An 18,805-nucleotide genomic window follows, 5' to 3' on the forward strand; every position below is an offset into this window, starting at 1 on the left:
TACTACCCTGCCCTTTTCTGAATTGCGGCCCATGCTGCCTTGCGTGCGAAATGGTCTGCTTCGGCCACCAGATCAAGTGTCATAGCGTCGCGCCCCCGGCCCCGTGCGGCCTCATCGGCGCGCGCCTCCAGCACCTCTTCGACGATCTCGGCCATCTGGGTGAAACGCAACTGCCCGGCGATGAACCCGTCCAGCGCCACTTCCTTGGCCGCGTTGAACACCGCCCCCATCAGCCCCCCCGCCGCCATGACCTCCCGCGCGAGCCGCAGCGCGGGCCAGCGGGCGTCGTCAGGCGCGGTGAAATCCAACTGGCCAATGCGGGCCAGATCAAGCCGTTCGACCGGCAGATGCGCGCGCGTCGGATGGTGCAGCGCATAGCCGATCGCATGGCGCATATCGGGCGGGCCGACATGGGCCATCAAGCCGCCGTCGCAAAACCCCACCAGCGCGTGGATCATCGATTGCGGATGCACCAGCACCTCGATACTCTCCGGCGCTATGCCGAAAAACTCACGGGTTTCAATGACTTCCATCGCCTTGTTAAACATCGACGCCGAGTCGATCGTGATGCGCTGGCCCATGTCCCAATTGGGATGGTTCGACGCCTGATCGAGCGTCGCATGGGGCAGGTCTTTGAGCGGCCAATCGCGAAACGCCCCGCCGCTGGCGGTGATGATGATGCGCTCCACAGCGCCCATATCCTCGCCCACCAGCGCTTGAAAAACGGCGGAATGCTCGCTGTCGACGGGCAGGATCGTGGCCCCGTGCCGCGCCGCCTCACAGAGCATCAAGGCGCCCGCACAGACCAGAGATTCCTTATTCGCCAGCGCCAGCGTGCCGCCCTGTTGCAAAGCCGCCAGCCCGGGCGCCAGCCCGGCTGCGCCGACGATGGCCGACATGACCCAATCGGCAGGGCGCGCGGCGGCCTCGGTGATCGCCTCGGCCCCCGCCGCGGCCTCCACACCGCTGCCCGCGAGCGCATCGCGCAGATCGTCCAACAGGTCTTCGCGGGCGGTCACGGCCACATCGGCGCGCAGGGCTTTCGCATCCGCCGCCAGCTGCGCGACATTGCCCGCCCCGGTCAGCGCCACCACATCATAGCCCGCCGGATCACGGCGGATCAGATCAATCGTGTTCTGACCGATGGACCCGGTGGCCCCCAGTATCGAGATTTTACGTGGCATAAAGCTCAGTTCAGGCCCGGCGGAAAGCCGATCATCGGGCCGACCATCAGCAGGAACACAGCCGCCCCCAGCATCCCGTCAAAACGGTCCAGAAGCCCGCCATGGCCGGGGATCAGCGCCGAACTGTCTTTGACGCCCATTTTGCGTTTCATCCCCGATTCCGCCATATCGCCCATCTGAGAGGCCATCGACAGCGCGATGGAAATCCCCACAAGTTGCAGGCCAAAGCCGGTGTTGAAGCTAAAGATCGCCCCCACCAGCGCCGCGCCAAGCCAGCCAGAGGCGGTGCCGGACCATGTCTTCTTGGGGCTGACCTTGGGCCAGAACTTTGGCCCGCCAATGGCGCGCCCGGCGAAATAGCCCACCACATCGGTGACCACCACAACCAGCACCAGCCACATCAGCCAGCCAAAACCCATGTCATCGCGCAGCTGGATCAGGCCAAAGCCCGCCAGCAGGATCAGCGCGGTGAAACTCATATAGATCGTGCGATTGGCGCTGAGCAGAGCAAAGCCCAAGAGCGCCGGGCCCAGCAGCAGCGGCAGCCCCAGCCCCACCGGCAGATAGACCGAAGCCAGCACGGCCAGACCCGTCACCAGCCCCAACTGCCAGGATTCCGCCTGCCCCGGCCCGCGCAACATGCCGACCAGCTCCCACACCATCATGCCGCAGATCAGCGCCACCAGCAGGTGAAACACCAGCCCGCCGAACCAGATGCCCAAGAGCCCCACAAGGATCATGGCCGTGGCCGAGAGCATCCGCGCCCGCAGATCGGCCCATTGTTCAGGTGATTTCATGGCGCTGTCTCCTCAGGTCTTGACCGCACCGAACCGCCGATCACGTCCGCCGTAAGCGGCGCAGAGCTTGGTGAACTCCTCGCGCGTGAAGTCCGGCCAGAGCGTGTCAATAAATTCATATTCCGCATAGGCCGACTGCCAGAGCAGAAAATTCGAAATCCGTGCCTCGCCGCTGGTGCGGATCACCAGATCGGGGTCCGGCAGGACATGGGTATCGAGGTAGCGCGGCAGGGTCTCTTCGTCCACAGAGTCGGGATCGAGCCTGCCATGCGCCACATCCTGCGCCAAACGATGCGTCGCCCGCGCGACCTCATCCCGCCCGCCATAGTTCAGCGCAATGGTCAGATTGATCCGGGTGTTATGCGCCGTGGCGCCCTCGAGCTCGCCCATCAGCTTGATCAGCTTGTCATCCAGCCGGTCGCGGTCGCCGATAAAGCGCACCCTTGCGCCATATTCGCTCAGCGCCCGCATTTCCTTGGAAATATAGCGCCGAAACAGGGACATAAGCCCCGCCACTTCGACCTGAGTGCGTTTCCAATTCTCGGTCGAGAAGGCAAAGATCGTCAGATATTCGACCCCCACCTCGGGGCAGCATTCGACAATCTCGCGCACCCGCTTGGCGCCCGCGTGATGGCCAAACAGCCGCGGCCGCCCGCGTTGGGTCGCCCAGCGGCCATTGCCATCCATGATGATCGCGACGTGACGCGGCCCACCGGGAATCATTTCTGGTTGGATTTCGGCGGTGCTCATCGTCTGACCTTCTCCTTCAAGTGCGCGCCTGGCCCCGCCGCAGCGGGCACGGCATCAGACTTGCATGATCTCGGCCTGTTTCGTCTCAAGCTGCTCATCGATCGTGGTGATATAGCGGTTGGTCAGAGCCTGCACTTCGTCTTCCCAGATCTTCTGATCATCTTCGGACATCTGGCCATCGTTCTTGGCCTTCTTGATCTGATCCATCCCGTCGCGGCGAATGTTGCGGATCGAGACGCGGGCGTGTTCGGCATATTGCCCGGCCACTTTGGTCAACTGCGTGCGGCGCTCTTCGTTAAGCTCGGGGATCGGCAGCATGATGATCGTGCCATTGAGCTGCGGGTTGATCCCGAGACCGCTTTCGCGGATCGCCTTCTCGACCTTGCCGACAAGACCTTTGTCCCAGACATTGATTGTCACCATGCGCGGCTCTGGCACGTTCACGGTGCCGACCTGATTGACCGGGGTCATCTGACCGTAGGCTTCCACCATCACCGGCTCCAGCATAGAGGCCGAGCCCCGCCCGGTGCGCAGAGAGGCAAATTCCGTCCGCAAAGAGGCAATCGCGCCGTTCATCCGCCGTTCAAGATCATCGGTATCGAGCATGAATTCATCTGACATGGGGTCTCATCCTGTGGTCTGACTGTGGTCGTGCCAAGGCACGGCTTTGCTGCGGGTATAAAACATTGGCGGGTCGAATGACCAGCGGGCATTCGCAAGGGCGGCGCGCGGAGGCCCCGCGCTGCCCGGCCGAAAGATCAGCCCTGCACCCGCGTATGGGTACCCTGACCGGCCAGGATGCCCTTGAACCCGCCGGGCTCATCCAGCGAGAAGACGATGATCGGCAGATTGTTGTCACGGGCCAGAGCGATGGCGCTCGCATCCATCACGCCCAGACGCTTTTGCAGCACGTCGTCATAGCTGACCGTCTCATAGCGTTTCGCATCGTCGAACTTCGCCGGGTCCTTGTCATAGACGCCGTCCACTTTGGTGCCTTTGAAGATCGCCTCGCAGGACATCTCATTGGCGCGCAGGGTGGCGGCGGTGTCGGTGGTGAAATAGGGGTTGCCGGTGCCCGCGGCAAAGATGCAGACCCGCTTTTTCTCAAGGTGGCGCACGGCGCGGCGGCGGATATAGGGCTCGGCCACCTCATTCATGGTGATGGCAGAAATCACCCGGGTGTGGATGCCCAGACCTTCGAGCGCCGATTGCATCGCCAGCGCGTTCATCACGGTGGCCAGCATGCCCATGTAATCCGCCGTGGTCCGCTCCATCCCCTGCGCCGAGCCTTGCAGCCCGCGGAAGATATTGCCGCCGCCGATCACCATGCAGATCTCGACGCCGAGCTCATGCACCGAATGCACTTCGCGTGCGATCCGCTCCACGGTCGGCGGATGCAGGCCATAGCTTTGATCCCCCATCAACGCCTCCCCCGAAATCTTGAGCATGACGCGGTTAAAGGTCACTTGCGGACTGTCTTGCGGGGTGTCTAGGGACATGGGGGAGCACCTTTTTCGCTCACCACTCCGGGGCGAGAGACTCGCGCGGAAGGGGAAGGGTTTTCATTTCGCGCCAAAATGTCGCAAATACGCCCAAGGTTCAATGCGCCGCGAGAGGAAGACGCAAAGAAATGCCGGATATTCCGCAAGCCCAGTTGGACGCGCTGCTGAGCGGCCTCGCCCCCGACCGCCCGGTGCTGATCGCCGGGCCAACCGCCAGTGGCAAATCCGCCCTCGCGCTGGCCATTGCCGAGGCGCAGGGCGGTGTGATCGTCAATGCCGATGCCAGTCAGGTCTATGACTGTTTTCGCGTCATCAGCGCCCGCCCTTCCCCCGAAGAAGAGGCCCGCGCCCCCCATGCGCTCTATGGTCATCTGCCCGAAGATGCGCCCTATTCCACCGGCCATTGGCTGCGCGAGGTTGCCCCGCTTCTGGCCGGGAACAGACGGGCGATCATCACCGGCGGCACCGGCCTTTATTTTGCGGCGCTGACTCAAGGTCTGGCCGAGATCCCGCCCACCCCGCCAGAGGTCCGTGCCGCAGGGGATGAGATGCCCCTTGAGGCGCTGCTGGCCGAGTTGGACGCCGAGACCGCCGCCGGTATCGACCAGCGCAACCGCGCCCGCGTGCAGCGCGCCTGGGAGGTCTGGACCGCCACCGGGCGCGGGCTTGCCCAGTGGCAGCGCAACACCGGCGCGCCGCTGCTGCCGCTTTCCGACTGTCTGCCGGTGGTGTTCGACGTCGAGCGGGAGTGGCTCAACGCCCGTATCGAACGCCGTTTCGATCTGATGTTAAAGCAAGGCGCGCTGGATGAGATCGCCGCGCTGCGGCCGCGCTATGACCCGAGCCTGCCCGCCCATCGCGCCATCGGCGTGCCGGAATTGATCCGCTACTTTGACGGCGAATGGACGCTGGAACAGGCCCGCGCGGCCGCCATCACCGCCACCCGGCGCTTTGCCAAACGCCAACGCACATGGATGCGCAGCAAAATGGCGGACTGGCAGCGCGTGACGCCAAGCTGACCGCCCCGCTGCCGGACATAAAAATGGCGCGGATCAGGGGAGGATCCGCGCCGCTTTCTTCGGGCAAGCTCGGGGAAAGACAGCCCGAAGAGAGGGTTATGCCAGCTTAGGGGTCGATCTTGCCCCCGGCGGTGTTCACATTTTGCAGCCCTTCGACCACGACATCGGCAAAGGTCGAGACAAGCGCCACATAGAACTCACTGTCGGAGGGGGCCACGGTGACATAGCCCTCGGGCACAATGCCATCGCCACTTGCGGCGGTTACCTTAACCGGAAAACTGTATCCCGCGGTGGCGCCGGTTGGGCTGGTGATGTCAACAACACCTTCCAACTGGTTGAATTCCATGGTTTCCGGCAACATGGTCGCGCCGTTCAATGCGATTTTCCGAATGTCGATCTTGATCTGCGGATCCGCGCCATCGCTGCTCAGGGGCACGCGTTCGGCCACTTCGCTGCGCAGATCTTCCTCCAGATCAGGGTAGAATTGCAGCCCATTGCTCTCTGCCGAAGCCGCGACCGAAGATTCGACGTCAATCGCCGAAATGCGCAGCTCCTCATCCGCGAAAGCGGCCCCGGTCAGGGCAAATGTACTGACGCCAGCCGCAAGGGCAAAGGTTTTGATATTATTGAGCATGTTTCGACTCCACTCTAACGTTCCTGCAGCAGCCAAGCCGCCGCAGATGGTTCTGTCCAAAGAACCCGGTCCCGTCAGATAAGTTCCCCCGCCCGCTGCCCGGGTGAGGCGCAATAGGTGGATTGCCGCTCAACGCCGCTCAGCTGCCGGTGATGACCTTCACGTAATGCCGCGTTTCCTTATAGGGCGGCACGCCGCCGTATTTCTTCACCGCCCCCGGCCCCGCGTTATAGGCCGCCAGGGCCAGTTCCCAGCTGCCAAAGGTGCGGTATTGCAGCTTGAGATAGCGCGCCCCGCCCTCAAGGTTCTGCGCGGGATCGGCAGGATCGACCCGCAGCAGCCGCGCGGTCTGGGGCATCAACTGCGCCAATCCCATCGCGCCCTTATGCGACAGCGCCTTGGGGTTCCAACCGCTTTCCTGCTGCACCAGCCGCAAGAACAAATCGACGGGAATGCCATGCCGCTGCGCCGCGCCCCGGGCGACATCAAGATAGGCGCCTTTGTAAGCGCCGCCGTATTTCGGCACATCCCATTTCGTCGGGGTCACAACCTTGGGCGGCTGCAACGCGACCGAGGCCTTATATTGCTGCGATGCCCGGTTATCTAGGATGTTCTTTTGCGAAGAAAACAGCGCTCGCCGATTTTTAGAAGAGAACATTTCTGCCGCAGCCGGGGCTGCAAGCGTCACAATCATGCCCATGGCGGCCAATGCGGCCACAGCTTTCCTATCTCGCATCTGTCCCTGCCCCTTGCCGTTGCATTGGCGCGACTATAGCAAACTGCGCCGCGCGGGCCAGCAGGGATTTGGCGGGCGGCGGCGTGGGAAAGTCGGTGTTCTCTGCCCGACAAGCGCGATATAACCTGCCGAACCGGGTGCGATCGGATTCGCGCCCCAATCTGACATGAACTGACAAACGAGGGGGCAAGATGGCCGGCTCAGTGAACAAAGTGATCCTTATCGGCAATCTCGGGCGTGACCCCGAGGTGCGCAGCTTTCAGAACGGTGGCAAAGTGTGCAACCTGCGCATCGCCACCTCGGAGACGTGGAAAGACCGCAATACCGGCGAGCGCCGCGAAAAGACCGAATGGCATTCGGTGGCGATCTTCCAGGAAGGTCTGGTGCGCGTCGCCGAACAATACCTCAGAAAGGGTTCCAAGGTTTACATCGAAGGCCAGTTGCAGACCCGCAAATGGCAAGACCAAAGCGGCAATGACCGCTACAGCACCGAAGTCGTGCTGCAGGGCTTCGGCGGCACGCTGACCATGCTCGACGGTCCCGGCGGCGGCTCCGGCGGTGGCGGTGGTGGCGGCGGCTATGGCGGCGGCGGCGGTGGCAATGACTACGGTGGCGGCTATGACAGCGGCCCCTCGCAGGGCGGCGGCGGCAACTACGGCGGCGGTGGCGGCGGCGGCGGCAGCCGTGACCTCGACGATGAGATTCCGTTCTGAGTTAGATTATTGGGTGGGGCGCTGCGGCGCCCTGCCCGCCTTTGGCGACACGGCGAGAACACCACCTGGCCCGGAATCAAGCCGCAGGCGCCGGGCCATCGCCTGCCCGCCCGCACGGGTAGGCGATTTGGTGAGGCTAGGTGTTACCTCGCGAGCGCACATCATGGCTGAGCCATAAAGTGGCATGAACTTCTGTTAGATCGCCCACCCGCGGGCAGGCGCTGGCCCTCTACGCGGTGCCGTAGCCGACTGGCCTCAGCCGAGCGCATCCCGCAGCAGCGCCAGCAACTCGTCGTTCTCCACCTCCGCCCCGGCAAAGGCCCGCCCGATCCCGCGCGCCAGCACAAAGCGCAGCCGGCCATCGACCACCTTCTTGTCCTGCCCCATCAGCCGCAGCAATTCCTCCGCCCCCGGCAAATCGCCGGGAATGTCGCGAAGATCTTTCTTCATCTCCATGGCCGCCAGATGCGCGCGCAAGCGGCTCGGGTCTTCCTGCGGGCAGAGCCCCAGCCGCGCCGAAAGCTCAAAGGCCAGCGCACAGCCGATCGCCACGCCTTCGCCATGCAAGAGCCGCTCGGAATAGCCCGTCGCCGCTTCCAACGCATGGCCGAACGTATGGCCAAGGTTCAGCAAGGCCCGGTCACCCTGTTCGGTCTCGTCGCGCTGCACGATATCGGCTTTCATCTGCACCGAGCGGCGCACGGCTTCGACCCGCGCTTCCATATCGCCCGCCGCCAGCGCCGGGCCATGGGTCTCCAGCCAGTCAAAGAAATCGGCGTCGCCCAACAGCCCGTATTTCACCACCTCGCCATAGCCCGCCAGGAAATCACGCGCCGGCATGGTGCGCAGCACATCGGTATCGGCCAGCACGAGGCTCGGCTGGTGAAAGGCGCCGATCAGGTTCTTGCCCTGGCTTGCGTTGATCCCGGTCTTGCCGCCCACCGAACTGTCGACCTGCGCCAGCAGCGAGGTCGGGATCTGCACAAAACGCACCCCGCGGCGCAGGATCGCGGCGGCAAAGCCCACCAGATCCCCGATCACGCCGCCGCCGAAAGCGACCACGATATCGCCGCGCTCGATCTGCTGGTCGAGCAGCCAGTCCACAGAGCGCTGCAGGTTGGCCCAGTCCTTGGTGCCCTCGCCCGGCGCCAGTTCCAGCGCAGAGACCTCAATGCCCTGCGCCGCCAGCCCGGCTTTCAGCGTCTTCAGATGCAGCGCCGCCACCCGGCTCTCGGTGATCACCGCCACCCGCTTGCGGCGCAGCAGCGGCGCGATCAGCGCGCCTGCCTCGGCCAGCAGGCCCGGCCCGATCACCACATCATATTCGCGCCCCGGCAGGGCCACGGAAACCGTCTCACGCATCCACTCTCTCCAAAACATCAGGCCGGGTCAGCAGCTTGTCGATCACCCGCTCGGCCATGGCCTCGATCGACAGGCGCGGCTCGCAGGGCACGCTCAGATCGGCCAGCCGGTAAAGCGGCACCCGGTCGTGATAGAGCGCCGACAGGGTCGCCTTGGGATCTTTCGTGCGCAGCAGCGGGCGGCTGTCCTTGTAGCGCACCCGATTCCACAGCAGGTCCAAAGGCGCATCCAGCCAAAGCGCCACGCCGTAGGCGGCGATATTGTCGCGGTTCACCTCGGCCAGAAAGGCCCCGCCGCCGGTCGACAGAATACAGCGTTCTTCGGCCAAGAGCCGCGCGATCACCTCGGTCTCGCGCCGCCGAAAGAACGGCTCCCCATCCCGGGTAAAGATTTCCGGCACGCTGAGGTTGGCCGCCGCCTCGATCTCGGCATCGCTGTCAAGAAAAGGCGCGCCCAGCTTTGCGGCCACGGCGCGGCCCACTGCCGTCTTGCCCGCGCCCATCATGCCGACCAAAGCCACCGTCTTGTGCAGTCGGTAACGCGGCGGCTCCTGCGCGTCTTCGGGTTTATTGTGCTTAATTCCGCTCATTTTTCTTTGAATGACGTGATCTTACCCGAAAGGCCATATATACTTTGGCAAAACAGCAGAATTCCGGGCAGGCAGTCACCATGGGTAAACTATTCAAGCTTCTGATTTTCCTCGCGATTATCGGGTTCATCGGGCTTGTGGGCTATGCCTACATCGGGCCATTCTTTGGCGTCGATTTCTCACCCGAGCAGACAGAGACGCGCCAACCCGTTACCCTGACAGCGGATTGAACCCCATGTCCGCTGCCCTGCCGACCCGTAGCCTCGCTGCTTTGGGGGCGTTGATCTGCACCCTGACGGCCCCCGCTGCCTTTGCCGAATCGGCCGAAGACCGGGGGCTGATGCCGCATGCCGAGGCGGCCGCGCGTCTTGCCGATAAAGAAGGGCGCGGCAATGCCGGTGCAGATCAGCGCAACGATCAGCCTTTGTCGGTGATTGACTGGCTCGGCCAGCAGGGGCCCGCCAGCCCCGCGGCGCAGCGCCCCCCGCATGCCACCCGCAGCAGTGAGCCGCCCGTGGCCGCCTCCGCCGCAGCGCCGCATGTGACGGTCACCCCGCTGGGCGATGGCGCGCCGCGCCGGATCGGGCTGGTGCCCGGCAGTGTCACCGGCCTGCCCGGCACGATCTGGACCGGCACTTCGGTCAATGCGCTCACCGCGCGCATCAAGGACCTGCCCGATCTGCATCTGCCCGCCGCGCAGGCGCTGCTTTATACGGTGCTGCTGGCCGAAGCCGAAGCGCCCCAGGGCACAGCGCGGGAGGGCGATACATTGGCCCTCGCCCGGGTGGAGAAACTGATGGAACTCGGCGCGCTCGACCCCGCGCTTTCGCTGATCGAACAGGCCGGGGTCACCACCTCGCCCGCGCATTTCGATCTGTGGATGCAGCTGTCGCTGCTGACCGGCACCGAAGACCGCGCCTGTGCGCGTCTGATGAAATCGCCGCATCTCACCCGCGACTATGGCACCAGGATTTTCTGCAACGCCCGCGCCGGCCAATGGGAGGATGCGGCGCTGACCTTCGGCTCCGCGCAGGCGCTCGGCCTGCTCGACGCCACCCAGCTCGACCTTTTCGACCGGTTCCTGAATCCGGATTATTTCGAAGGGTCCGAACCGCTGCGCGCCCCGCGCCAGATGGACCCGATGACCTTCCGTCTGTTCGAAACCATTGGCGAGCCGTTGCCCTCCAACAGCCTGCCACGCCCCTATGCCGTGGCGGACCTGCGCGATCTGGCCGGCTGGAAGGCCCAGCTTGAGGCCGCCGAACGGCTGACCCGCGCGGGGGCGCTGCCCGACAATCAACTGCTGGGGCTCTACACCGAACGCCAGCCCGCCGCCTCGGGCGGCATCTGGGACCGGGTCGCGGCCTTGCAACGCTTTGAAACCGCGCTGCGCACCGGCAGTGCCGAAGCGGTGGCCAAGACCCTGCCGCCCGCTTGGGAAGCCATGCGCGAAGCCTCGCTCGAAGTGTCCTTTGCGGCGCTTTTTGCCGAACCGCTCTCGACCATTCCGCTTGCCGGCCGGGCCGCCTTGCTGGCCCGGGATGTGGCGCTGCTTTCGCCCGGCTATGAGACCGCCGCCGGCCGTGTGATCGGCGACGGCCCCCAAGAGCGGCTGCTGCGCGCGGTGGCGCGGGGCGATGTGCCCGAGGGTCCGGCCCCCGACGCGCATCTGGCCGCGGCGGTGCATGATGCTTTCTCCAACCCGACCCCGCGCACCGATCTGATGGCGCTTGCGCGGGACGAACAGCTCGGCATGGCGATCCTGCGCCTTTTGTCGATGCTCCACGACGGGGCCAGCGGCGACACCGGCGCGCTGCGCGACGCTCTTGCCACCCTCCGCGCTCTGGGTCTTGAAGACACCGCCCGCCGCGCCGCTTTGCAGATTGTGCTGCTCGAACAATGACCATGACCCAAACCCCGACCTTTCACTGGATTTCCAGCTTTCTGGAGGCCGCCGCCGCCGAACAGGGGGCCGCTACCAACACGCAGCTGGCCTATGGCCGCGACCTCAAGGATTTTGACGTCTTTCTGGCCCGGCAGAACCATGATTTCCTCAGCGCCAACCGCAGCGAGGTGGAAAGCTATCTGGTCCATTGCGACACCCAAGGGCTTGCCAAATCCACCCGTGCCCGGCGGCTGTCGGCGATCAAGCAGCTCTACCGTTTCGCCTTTGAAGAAGGGCTGCGCGAGGACAATCCGGCGATCCAAATCGCCGGACCGGGGCAGGACAAGCGCCTGCCCAAAATCCTTTCGGTTGAGGAGGTTGACCGGCTGCTCGACGCCGCCCGCAACTCTGGCCGCTCGCTGGCGGACCAGCTGCGCAACACCTGTCTGATGGAGCTGCTCTATGCCACCGGCATGCGGGTCAGCGAATTGGTCAGCCTGCCGGTCAGTGCGGCGCGTGGCGATCCACGTCTGCTGCTGATCTCGGGCAAGGGCGGCAAGGAACGTCTGGTGCCCCTGTCAGAACCGGCCCGCGACGCGCTGGCCGCCTGGCTGGTGGCGCGCGACAAGGCGGATGAGGCGGCACAGGCCAAGGGCAAACCGCCCGCCCGCTACCTCTTCCCCTCCCGCGGGGTGGCCGGCTATCTGACCCGGCATCGGTTCTATCTGCTGATCAAGGAATTTGCCGTCGCAGGCGGTGTGGCCCCGGAAAAGGTCACGCCGCATACCCTGCGCCATGCCTTTGCCACCCATTTGCTGGCCAATGGGGCGGACCTGCGGGCGATCCAGACGATGCTCGGCCATGCCGATGTCGCCACCACCGAGATCTACACCCATGTGCTCGAAGAGCGGCTTTCGGATCTGGTGCTGGAGCGGCACCCCCTGGCCAAGGACGGGCGCAGCGCGGCCACCGACAGCCAATAGCCGCGCCCGGTCGCCTGTCTACGCCCCGCGCGCTTCGGCGTGCGGGCGTGCAGGCGGCCCTTGAATGACACCGCCCCCGCGCCCATAACATCTGCAAGACATAATGAATGGAAAAAGACTTCATGGAAACGGCCCCCGCCCTTTTTGACGCAGCTTTCTGGCTCAGCTCCGGAATTATCCTGTTTCTGCTGGTGCTTTCGGGCTTCTTCTCCGGCTCGGAAACCGCGCTGACCGCCGCCTCCCGCGGGAAGCTGCGCGCGCAGGCCGACAAAGGCTCGCGCGGGGCGACACGGGCCCTGAAAATCACCGAGGACAATGAGCGGCTGATTGGCTCGGTGCTTCTGGGCAACAACCTTGTCAATATCCTCGCCGCCTCGATGGCCACCGCGATGTTCACGCGGCTGTTCGGCGAAAGCGGCGTGGCGCTGGCGACGCTGGTGATGACGCTTTTGGTGCTGGTCTTTGCCGAGGTGCTGCCCAAGACCTATGCGATCACCAATTCCGAACGCGCCGCCGCGCTGGTCTCGCGCCCGATCGCGCTGGTGGTGCTGCTGTTCGCCCCGGTCGTCAGCGCCGTGCGCATTTTTGTGCGCGGGGTGCTGCGGCTCTTTGGCGTGCAGATCGACCCGGACAGCAACATTCTCGCGGTGCGCGAGGAGATTGCCGGGGCGCTGCAACTGGGCCATTCCGAAGGCGTGGTCGAAAAAGAAGACCGCGACCGCATCCTTGGCGCGCTTGATCTGCGTGAACGGACGGTCGAAGAAATCATGCTGCACCGCTCCGGCATCGAGATGGTCGACGCGCAGGCGGATCCCTCCTCCATTCTTGAGCAATGTCTGCAATCCAACCACACCCGCCTGCCGGTCTTTCGCGATGACCCGGAAAACATCATCGGCGTGATCCATGCCAAAGACCTGCTGCGCGCCATGTATAAGCTGATCGGCGGGCCGGATGGCGACGCCTCGGCGCTGAAAAAGTTCAACGTCTCCGAAGTGGTGATGAAACCCTATTTCGTGCCGGAAACCACCACGCTTGACGAACAGATGCGCCAGTTCCTGCGCCGCCGCACGCATTTTGCGCTGGTGGTGGATGAATATGGCTCGCTGCAGGGGCTGATCACGCTCGAAGACATTCTGGAAGAGATCGTCGGCGAGATCACCGATGAGTTTGACCCCGATGGCGACCACCCGCTGAAACAGGCCGAAGACGGGCATCTGATGGTCGAGGGCGCGATGACGATCCGCGACCTGAACCGCGCCACCGATTGGTCGCTGCCCGATGACGAGGCCAATACCATTGCCGGTCTGGTGATCCATGAGGCGCAGATGATCCCCACCGTGGGGCAGGTGTTTTCCTTCCACGGCTTCCGCTTCGAGGTCATGGCCCGCGAGGGCAACCGCATCACCCAGCTAAAAATCCGCCCGCTTTAATCCGGCGAGGCGACCACGCGGCGCACATCCTCTTGCGCCGCGTGCCAGATCATCGCGCGGTCGGGGCCGAAAGGCACCGCGTCAAAGGCGCGGCGCAGGTGGTTCTCCGCCGCTTCCCGCGCCACGCTGACAAGACCGGGATCAGGGTGGCGCATCAGCCCGTTCAGCACGTTTTGCAGGGTGATCTGCACCTCGACCACATCCGCGCCATCGCGCGCGGGCGCGCCGAAACTGTCTTCGATCAGACCCCGGGCGTCGATCGGTGCGATATGCAGATTGGGCAGCGCGACCTTCCCGTTCGGTTTGGTCTCATCCCGGTAGTAGGTCAGGACCCGCCCGATCCGCGTGATCACGTCAATCGCCGTGCCCGGGTCATTCACCCCCGGCGACAGCGCTTTCGAGGCGACCTCCCCCAGAACGCGCAGCCCGAACCTCGGGTCTTGGTCAAAGGTGCGCAGATCCCCCAGGGTGACCGCGCTGCACACCGCTTCCTCGACGGTCGGCTCTTTGCCCTTGTCGGAGTCTTTCGGCTTGGGCGTGCCGCGCTGGATCAGATAGAGCAAAGGCTCCCCCGCAAAGATGAAATCCCCGATCCGGCGGGTCACATAGACATGCACCCCATGGGTTTCCGCATGGTCTTGCAGGGCTTCAGGGTAGATATGTTGCAGATAGGCGCTCTTTTCCGCATGCACCGGCCATGCGCCCTCGGGCGGTTTTGTGGTCAGGGGATGCCCGCCCATGCAGGGCGTCTCAAGCCGCTCTTTGAAAAGCGCGGTCGTGACCCGTTCGATCTGGCGCGTGGTGTCGATCAGACTGCCCAGACTTTGCAGATGCAGCACCCAGCGGATCAGGTAGATCACGATGATCCCAAGCACCAGTACCGTCATCAGAAACAGCACAAAGGCCCGTTCATCCACATAGATCCCGAGCTCGCGCATGATGATCGCCACCAGCGCATAGACATAGGCGCCGATGAAGACCGCCAATGTGTTCTGTGTGGTCGGGTCTTGGATGATCAGCCGATGCACCCGCGGCGTGAATTGCGAGGAGGAGGAGCGATAGACGGTCACCATGACGGTGATCGAAAAGATCGTCACGGCCAGCATCGCATCCGCGATGATCTGCAACAGACGGTCCGCGGCCTCCCCGGTCAGACGGGTCGCGATTTTCTTTGGCACCAGGGGCTCGAACAATTGCGTCAGCCCAAGCGCGACAAAGGCCAAAAGCCCCATGAAGACCACCCGCACCCAGAGTTTGCGGGAATATTCGCGCGCCTTGCGCAACAGCGTCTGGGGGATCAGGTCTTGCAGCTTCATCTTCCGATGGTAGCACGAAAAAGCGCCCTGCCAACGGTGGTTTAGCGGATTTTGCCCCGGGCATCGCGGCTTTGCATAGGGGGTTACCCTGGCCCGTCTTCGCGGCTAGGCTTTGCCCATGACCCGCGCCCCATTCCCCGTGATCCTGCTTGCTGCCGGTGCGTCGACCCGGATGCGCGGGCGCGACAAATTGCTCGAAGAGGTGGAGGGCCAGCCCCTGCTGCGCCGGCAGGCGCGGCTGGCGCGGGGTGTCGGCCCGGTCATCGTCGCCCTGCCCCCGGCCCCGCATCCGCGCTATGCGGCGCTCTCGGGGCTCGACATCACCGCCCTGCCGGTGCCTGACGCGGCAGAGGGGATGGGGGCCAGTCTGCGGACCGCCTTTGCCGCGCTGCCGCCCGAGACCGGCGCCGCGATGGTGATGCTGGCGGATATGCCCGAGGTGCAGGCCCAGGACCTCGCCCGGCTTGTCGCGGCGGTGCATGTGGAGAGTGACATGCTGATCTGGCGCGCGGCCACCGCGCAGGGCGCGCCGGGGCATCCGATTGTCTTTGCCGCCCCGCTCTTCGCGCAGATGCGACAGCTGCGCGGCGATGATGGTGGCCGTTCGGTGGTGCGGGCCGTCCCGGACCGGGTGCAGCTGGTCCCCCTGCCCGGCAACCGCGCAAGGCTGGATCTGGATACGCCGGAGGATTGGTCGGCATGGCGCTGCCGGATGCGGGAGTGAACCGGGCCAGATAGGAAAGCATCGCCCCGAAGGAAAACGGGGCGGTCGCCCGCCCCGTCTCATCGCTGCATATGTCGGTTCCCGCGCCCCCGCGGGAATTACTTCACCAGCAGGCTGGCTTCGTGTTTCTTGAGCGAGCGGCGCGCGGCGGTATAGCCGTTGATACCGTCCTGCGTGGCAAGCTCCGGGAAGAGTTCCAGAATCTCGTTGCGCTGCTCTTCACCGATACCGGCCAGCGACATGTCCCCGGGTTGGAAGCTTTCGGTCCATGTGCCGTCAGAGAGGATCACCTCATGCCGGTCAAACATCACATGGATGTAGGTGGTGTTCGACACGTCAACCACGTCGACCCCTTCCATGCCGGTCAGATGTTTCGCCGCCACCAGCACTTCACGCTCTTCAAAGTAGAGCGCCGTCTTGTCATTCGCGACCAAGACGCGGTGGTTGGGGCTGACCATCATGTCCCGCTCCGGCAGATCATGGCCAAGCGCGCCTTTGCGGATCAGCACGGGCTTGAGATGCGCGGCCATTTCAAACTCGGCCCCGGTCATCTCCCGCGCGCCGACCCAGCGGATCGTCTGGATGCCATTGTCGCGGGTGATGACCCGGTCCCCGACCCGAAGGTCCTCGACACGGATCTCGCCCTTGGGCGTGGCGATCTTGGTGCCGGGTGTGAAACAGGGGATGACATTCTCGATCTCGACAAAGTTCAGACGCCCGGCGGCATTGCCCTCGGCATCAAAGTAATCGACATAGCCATCCTCCCGGTCATCCGAAGTATAGGTGATGGTCAGACCACCGCCTTCGGGCGCCGAATCCCGCAGATCGAGCGTGTCGAAGTCCACGCCGGCGCTGCCGCCATCGACATCATCGCCCGCATTCACATTGACGAAGATATCCTGATCGGCGCCGCCGATCATCACGTCAACTCCCGCGCCCCCGTCGAGCAGATCGTCGCCCTGACCGCCGCGCAGCAGGTCGTCGCCCGCGCCGCCCATCAGCGTGTCGTTCTGGCCGCCACCGTCGAGCAGGTCATCACCCGCGCCGCCTTCGAGATAGTCGTCGTCGCGGTTGCCGCGCAGCGTGTCGTCGCCGGTGCCGCCATAGAGCATGTCATTGCCCTGACCGCCGGAGATGCTGTCGTCGCCCTGACCGCCCAAGAGCGTGTCATTGCCGGTGTTGCCTGCGATGGTGTCATTGTCGATCTGGCCGTCGATATAGTCATCACCCGAGCCGCCGCGCAGCAGATCCGCGTCATCGGCGCCATAGATCACATCATCGCCCGCGCCACCGTCAACCGTGTCCATGCCGTTATGGGGCACGCGGTCCGGGGTGAAGGGGTTGGCGGGATCGGCCTCATCGGGGATGTCGAGCACGTCGAGACCGAGCTCGGGGTCATTGCCCGCATAGATCGTGTCATTGCCGCGGCCGCCACGGATGCTGTCATTGCCCTCCCCGCCGACGATCCGGTCATCGCCGGCACCGCCATTGATCTGGTCATCGTCGATGCCGCCGTCGATCACGTCATTGCCGCTGCCGCCAAAGATGGTGTCGCGGTCGTCGCCGGTGCGGATGGTATCATTGCCCGCGCCGCCTTCGACATAGTCGCGGTCATTCTCGGGGTCGGCATCGGGGTCAAAGCCAAGGCTATCGCGGTCGCTTTCGGGATAGCCCAGATCGGGGGCCAGATCGCCGTTGCCGGTGTCGATCAGATCATCCCCCGCGCCGCCATAGACCACGTCAGAGCCAGCGCCGCCTTCGACGATATCATCGCCACGGCCAGCCATAACGGTGTCGTCGCCGTCGCCGGCGCGGACATAGTCGTCATTGCCCTCGGCCCCGGGCAGGATCGCGTCGTTATTGTCGATCATGTCGCCATCAGGGTCGCCGGTATAATCCTCGTCGATCAGATCGGCGCCCGGCGTGCCATCGACATAGCCGTCGCGGCTGGGCTCGCCCGCGCCGACGGTCACGGTCACCACCGCCTCATCCGTCGCCCCGTCGGGGTCGGTCACGGTATAGGTGATGGTGGCATCGCCGGTGAAATTGTCATTGGCCACGAAGGTGATGGTGCCATCGTCGTTGATGGTGACGCTGCCGTCATCGCTGCTGGCATCCGCGACGCTCAGCATGTCCCCGTCGACATCGGTGTCATTGGCCAGCACATCGATCACCACCGGATCGCTGCCGATGGTGCTGGCGCTGTCGTCACGGGCGACAGGCGCATCGTTCACCGGGTTGACGGTGACATTGACAGTGCCTTCGCTGGTGTTGCCGTTGCCGTCATCGACGGTATAGGTGATCGTGGTTTCGCCGTTGAAATCCTCATCCGGGGTGAAGGTCAGCACGCCATCGGTGCCGATCTCGACCGTGCCGGCGGGGCAGCTGGCCATGGTGACGGTCAGCGTGTCGCCTTCGGGATCACTGTCATTGGCCAAGACATCGACGGTGCCGACGGTATCTTCGTCAAGGATCAGCACGTCATCCTCGGTCACCGGCGCTTCATTCTCGCCGCCCGTGTCGGGCTTGCAATCGTCGAACACCAGATTGTCGATCGCGCCGGAGCCTTCGAGCCGCACTTCGAAACGCGACACGCCGTCGATGTTGAACTGCACGAAACGCTCACCGCCATCGCCGGTGGGTTTCACATAGTGGTTCTGGATCACCTCGCCTGCTTCGTCATAGAAGATCACCCGCGTGCCGTCGCCGCTGGTCTCTTCGATGTCTTTGAAGGTGACCCCTTTCATGCGCACCGCATCGTCGAAATCAAAGAACAGGCTGCCACCGCCCGCATTGTCATCCGGATCACTGCTGTCGCCATCCTCAGAGACGATCAGCACCCCTTCGAGCGTGTCGGAGGCCAGATCGCGGTCGCCCCCGGTGGGGTTGGCGCTGTCAAAAATCATCGCATCGCCGGACCCGCCGCTCGCGGAGACCGTCACACCCAGATCGGCATATTCGTCGTCAATCACAGTACCGGCAGCGAAGGCGTTGAAATCAAGTGTTCTGATCATTGAATAATCTCCTGAGCTTTGTTGCACGCGGCGCGCAACGCGGCCGATTTAGATATTGATGCGGATTTGAGTAGAATGGAGCGCGAAACGCTGGAGGAAATAGCCTGGACCGCAGAAAATTGCGTTTGGGGCGCTTTAACCCCCTGTCGCAGTTGAAACATCTTCTT

General features: G+C 64.1%; 18 protein-coding genes. 7 read left to right on the forward strand and 11 right to left on the reverse strand.

Annotated features, from left to right (window positions below; translation table 11 throughout):
• Positions 1-2: 2 nt before the first annotated feature.
• The 5 genes from dxr to pyrH all read right to left on the reverse strand — a co-directional run bounded on the left by dxr (position 3) and on the right by pyrH (position 4,230).
• Positions 3-1,184, reverse strand: a complete 1,182-nt coding sequence (dxr, locus tag AB4M76_RS10985) for a 1-deoxy-D-xylulose-5-phosphate reductoisomerase (RefSeq protein ID WP_368441890.1) — start codon at positions 1,182-1,184, stop codon at positions 3-5.
• 5 nt (positions 1,185-1,189) lie between these two features.
• A complete protein-coding gene (locus AB4M76_RS10990; protein ID WP_368441891.1) occupies positions 1,190-1,981 on the reverse strand; it encodes a phosphatidate cytidylyltransferase in 792 nt (263 codons plus the stop codon).
• A 12-nt stretch (positions 1,982-1,993) separates the two neighbouring features.
• Positions 1,994-2,731 (reverse strand): polyprenyl diphosphate synthase, encoded by a 738-nt coding sequence (gene uppS, locus AB4M76_RS10995; RefSeq protein WP_368441892.1) that lies wholly within the window; start codon positions 2,729-2,731, stop codon positions 1,994-1,996.
• A 54-nt stretch (positions 2,732-2,785) separates the two neighbouring features.
• On the reverse strand, positions 2,786-3,352 hold the full coding sequence (frr, locus tag AB4M76_RS11000) for a ribosome recycling factor (RefSeq protein ID WP_368441893.1): 567 nt from the start codon (positions 3,350-3,352) through the stop codon (positions 2,786-2,788).
• A gap of 137 nt (positions 3,353-3,489) precedes the next feature.
• A complete protein-coding gene (gene pyrH / locus AB4M76_RS11005; protein WP_368441894.1) occupies positions 3,490-4,230 on the reverse strand; it encodes a UMP kinase in 741 nt (246 codons plus the stop codon).
• 131 nt (positions 4,231-4,361) lie between these two features.
• On the opposite strand from pyrH, the gene miaA reads away from it, so the two are divergent.
• Entirely contained in the window at positions 4,362-5,252 is an 891-nt protein-coding gene (miaA, locus tag AB4M76_RS11010; protein ID WP_368441895.1) for a tRNA (adenosine(37)-N6)-dimethylallyltransferase MiaA, read from the forward strand.
• 106 nt (positions 5,253-5,358) lie between these two features.
• On the opposite strand, the gene AB4M76_RS11015 is transcribed toward miaA, so the two are convergent.
• A complete protein-coding gene (locus AB4M76_RS11015; RefSeq protein ID WP_368441896.1) occupies positions 5,359-5,886 on the reverse strand; it encodes a hypothetical protein in 528 nt (175 codons plus the stop codon).
• Positions 5,887-6,025: 139 nt separating this feature from the next.
• On the reverse strand, positions 6,026-6,586 hold the full coding sequence (locus AB4M76_RS11020) for a lytic transglycosylase domain-containing protein (protein ID WP_368442425.1): 561 nt from the start codon (positions 6,584-6,586) through the stop codon (positions 6,026-6,028).
• Positions 6,587-6,813: 227 nt separating this feature from the next.
• Between AB4M76_RS11020 and AB4M76_RS11025 the strand changes: the two genes are divergently transcribed.
• Positions 6,814-7,335, forward strand: coding sequence for a single-stranded DNA-binding protein (locus tag AB4M76_RS11025; RefSeq protein ID WP_368441897.1), 522 nt, complete (start codon positions 6,814-6,816; stop codon positions 7,333-7,335).
• A gap of 255 nt (positions 7,336-7,590) precedes the next feature.
• Here the strand turns inward: AB4M76_RS11025 and aroB are convergent, their stop codons facing one another.
• Together aroB and AB4M76_RS11035 are read right to left on the reverse strand one after the other, a co-directional pair.
• Positions 7,591-8,697, reverse strand: coding sequence for a 3-dehydroquinate synthase (gene aroB, locus AB4M76_RS11030; protein ID WP_368441898.1), 1,107 nt, complete (start codon positions 8,695-8,697; stop codon positions 7,591-7,593).
• Positions 8,690-9,286 carry a shikimate kinase gene (locus tag AB4M76_RS11035; protein WP_368441900.1) on the reverse strand — a complete coding sequence of 199 codons (597 nt, stop codon included), beginning with the start codon at positions 9,284-9,286 and terminating at the stop codon, positions 8,690-8,692. The genes aroB and AB4M76_RS11035 overlap by 8 nt, the downstream gene beginning before the upstream one ends.
• A gap of 80 nt (positions 9,287-9,366) precedes the next feature.
• On the opposite strand from AB4M76_RS11035, the gene AB4M76_RS11040 reads away from it, so the two are divergent.
• From AB4M76_RS11040 to AB4M76_RS11055, 4 genes are all read left to right on the forward strand, one after another.
• Positions 9,367-9,516: a hypothetical protein gene (locus AB4M76_RS11040; RefSeq protein WP_368441901.1), complete on the forward strand. Its 150-nt coding sequence runs from the start codon at positions 9,367-9,369 to the stop codon at positions 9,514-9,516.
• A gap of 5 nt (positions 9,517-9,521) precedes the next feature.
• Complete coding sequence (locus AB4M76_RS11045) at positions 9,522-11,189, forward strand: hypothetical protein (protein WP_368441902.1); 1,668 nt, start codon at positions 9,522-9,524, stop codon at positions 11,187-11,189.
• Positions 11,186-12,154: a tyrosine recombinase gene (locus AB4M76_RS11050; RefSeq protein ID WP_368441903.1), complete on the forward strand. Its 969-nt coding sequence runs from the start codon at positions 11,186-11,188 to the stop codon at positions 12,152-12,154. The genes AB4M76_RS11045 and AB4M76_RS11050 overlap by 4 nt, the downstream gene beginning before the upstream one ends.
• 122 nt (positions 12,155-12,276) lie before the next feature.
• A complete protein-coding gene (locus AB4M76_RS11055) occupies positions 12,277-13,584 on the forward strand; it encodes an HlyC/CorC family transporter (RefSeq protein ID WP_368442426.1) in 1,308 nt (435 codons plus the stop codon).
• On the opposite strand, the gene AB4M76_RS11060 is transcribed toward AB4M76_RS11055, so the two are convergent.
• Entirely contained in the window at positions 13,581-14,900 is a 1,320-nt protein-coding gene (locus tag AB4M76_RS11060; RefSeq protein ID WP_368441904.1) for a DUF2254 domain-containing protein, read from the reverse strand. The genes AB4M76_RS11055 and AB4M76_RS11060 overlap by 4 nt on opposite strands.
• Positions 14,901-15,018: 118 nt before the next feature.
• Here AB4M76_RS11060 and AB4M76_RS11065 point away from each other — a divergent pair, with 118 nt between their 5' ends.
• The gene (locus tag AB4M76_RS11065; protein WP_368441905.1) at positions 15,019-15,624 is read left to right on the forward strand and encodes an NTP transferase domain-containing protein; all 606 of its coding nucleotides are present in this window, start codon (positions 15,019-15,021) and stop codon (positions 15,622-15,624) included.
• A 98-nt stretch (positions 15,625-15,722) separates the two neighbouring features.
• On the opposite strand, the gene AB4M76_RS11070 is transcribed toward AB4M76_RS11065, so the two are convergent.
• On the reverse strand, positions 15,723-18,638 hold the full coding sequence (locus tag AB4M76_RS11070; RefSeq protein ID WP_368441906.1) for a Hint domain-containing protein: 2,916 nt from the start codon (positions 18,636-18,638) through the stop codon (positions 15,723-15,725).
• Between the last annotated feature and the right edge of the window lie 167 nt (positions 18,639-18,805).

The organism is Sulfitobacter sp. PS-8MA (assembly GCF_040933935.1).
Classification (GTDB): domain Bacteria; phylum Pseudomonadota; class Alphaproteobacteria; order Rhodobacterales; family Rhodobacteraceae; genus Sulfitobacter.

Excerpts from the sequence above, each read along its gene's own strand:
- pyrH (WP_368441894.1), bottom strand. The coding sequence starts at position 4,230 with ATGTCCCTAGACACCCCGCAAGACAGTCCGCAAGTGACCTTTAACCGC.
- AB4M76_RS11045 (WP_368441902.1), top strand. The coding sequence starts at position 9,522 with ATGTCCGCTGCCCTGCCGACCCGTAGCCTCGCTGCTTTGGGGGCGTTG.
- AB4M76_RS11050 (WP_368441903.1), top strand. The coding sequence starts at position 11,186 with ATGACCATGACCCAAACCCCGACCTTTCACTGGATTTCCAGCTTTCTG.
- AB4M76_RS11040 (WP_368441901.1), top strand. The coding sequence starts at position 9,367 with ATGGGTAAACTATTCAAGCTTCTGATTTTCCTCGCGATTATCGGGTTC.
- AB4M76_RS11025 (WP_368441897.1), top strand. The coding sequence starts at position 6,814 with ATGGCCGGCTCAGTGAACAAAGTGATCCTTATCGGCAATCTCGGGCGT.
- AB4M76_RS11020 (WP_368442425.1), bottom strand. The coding sequence starts at position 6,586 with ATGGGCATGATTGTGACGCTTGCAGCCCCGGCTGCGGCAGAAATGTTC.
- uppS (WP_368441892.1), bottom strand. The coding sequence starts at position 2,731 with ATGAGCACCGCCGAAATCCAACCAGAAATGATTCCCGGTGGGCCGCGT.
- AB4M76_RS11015 (WP_368441896.1), bottom strand. The coding sequence starts at position 5,886 with ATGCTCAATAATATCAAAACCTTTGCCCTTGCGGCTGGCGTCAGTACA.
- AB4M76_RS11035 (WP_368441900.1), bottom strand. The coding sequence starts at position 9,286 with ATGAGCGGAATTAAGCACAATAAACCCGAAGACGCGCAGGAGCCGCCG.
- AB4M76_RS10990 (WP_368441891.1), bottom strand. The coding sequence starts at position 1,981 with ATGAAATCACCTGAACAATGGGCCGATCTGCGGGCGCGGATGCTCTCG.
- AB4M76_RS11070 (WP_368441906.1), bottom strand. The coding sequence starts at position 18,638 with ATGATCAGAACACTTGATTTCAACGCCTTCGCTGCCGGTACTGTGATT.
- AB4M76_RS11060 (WP_368441904.1), bottom strand. The coding sequence starts at position 14,900 with ATGAAGCTGCAAGACCTGATCCCCCAGACGCTGTTGCGCAAGGCGCGC.
- aroB (WP_368441898.1), bottom strand. The coding sequence starts at position 8,697 with ATGCGTGAGACGGTTTCCGTGGCCCTGCCGGGGCGCGAATATGATGTG.
- AB4M76_RS11065 (WP_368441905.1), top strand. The coding sequence starts at position 15,019 with ATGACCCGCGCCCCATTCCCCGTGATCCTGCTTGCTGCCGGTGCGTCG.
- dxr (WP_368441890.1), bottom strand. The coding sequence starts at position 1,184 with ATGCCACGTAAAATCTCGATACTGGGGGCCACCGGGTCCATCGGTCAG.
- miaA (WP_368441895.1), top strand. The coding sequence starts at position 4,362 with ATGCCGGATATTCCGCAAGCCCAGTTGGACGCGCTGCTGAGCGGCCTC.
- frr (WP_368441893.1), bottom strand. The coding sequence starts at position 3,352 with ATGTCAGATGAATTCATGCTCGATACCGATGATCTTGAACGGCGGATG.
- AB4M76_RS11055 (WP_368442426.1), top strand. The coding sequence starts at position 12,277 with ATGGAAACGGCCCCCGCCCTTTTTGACGCAGCTTTCTGGCTCAGCTCC.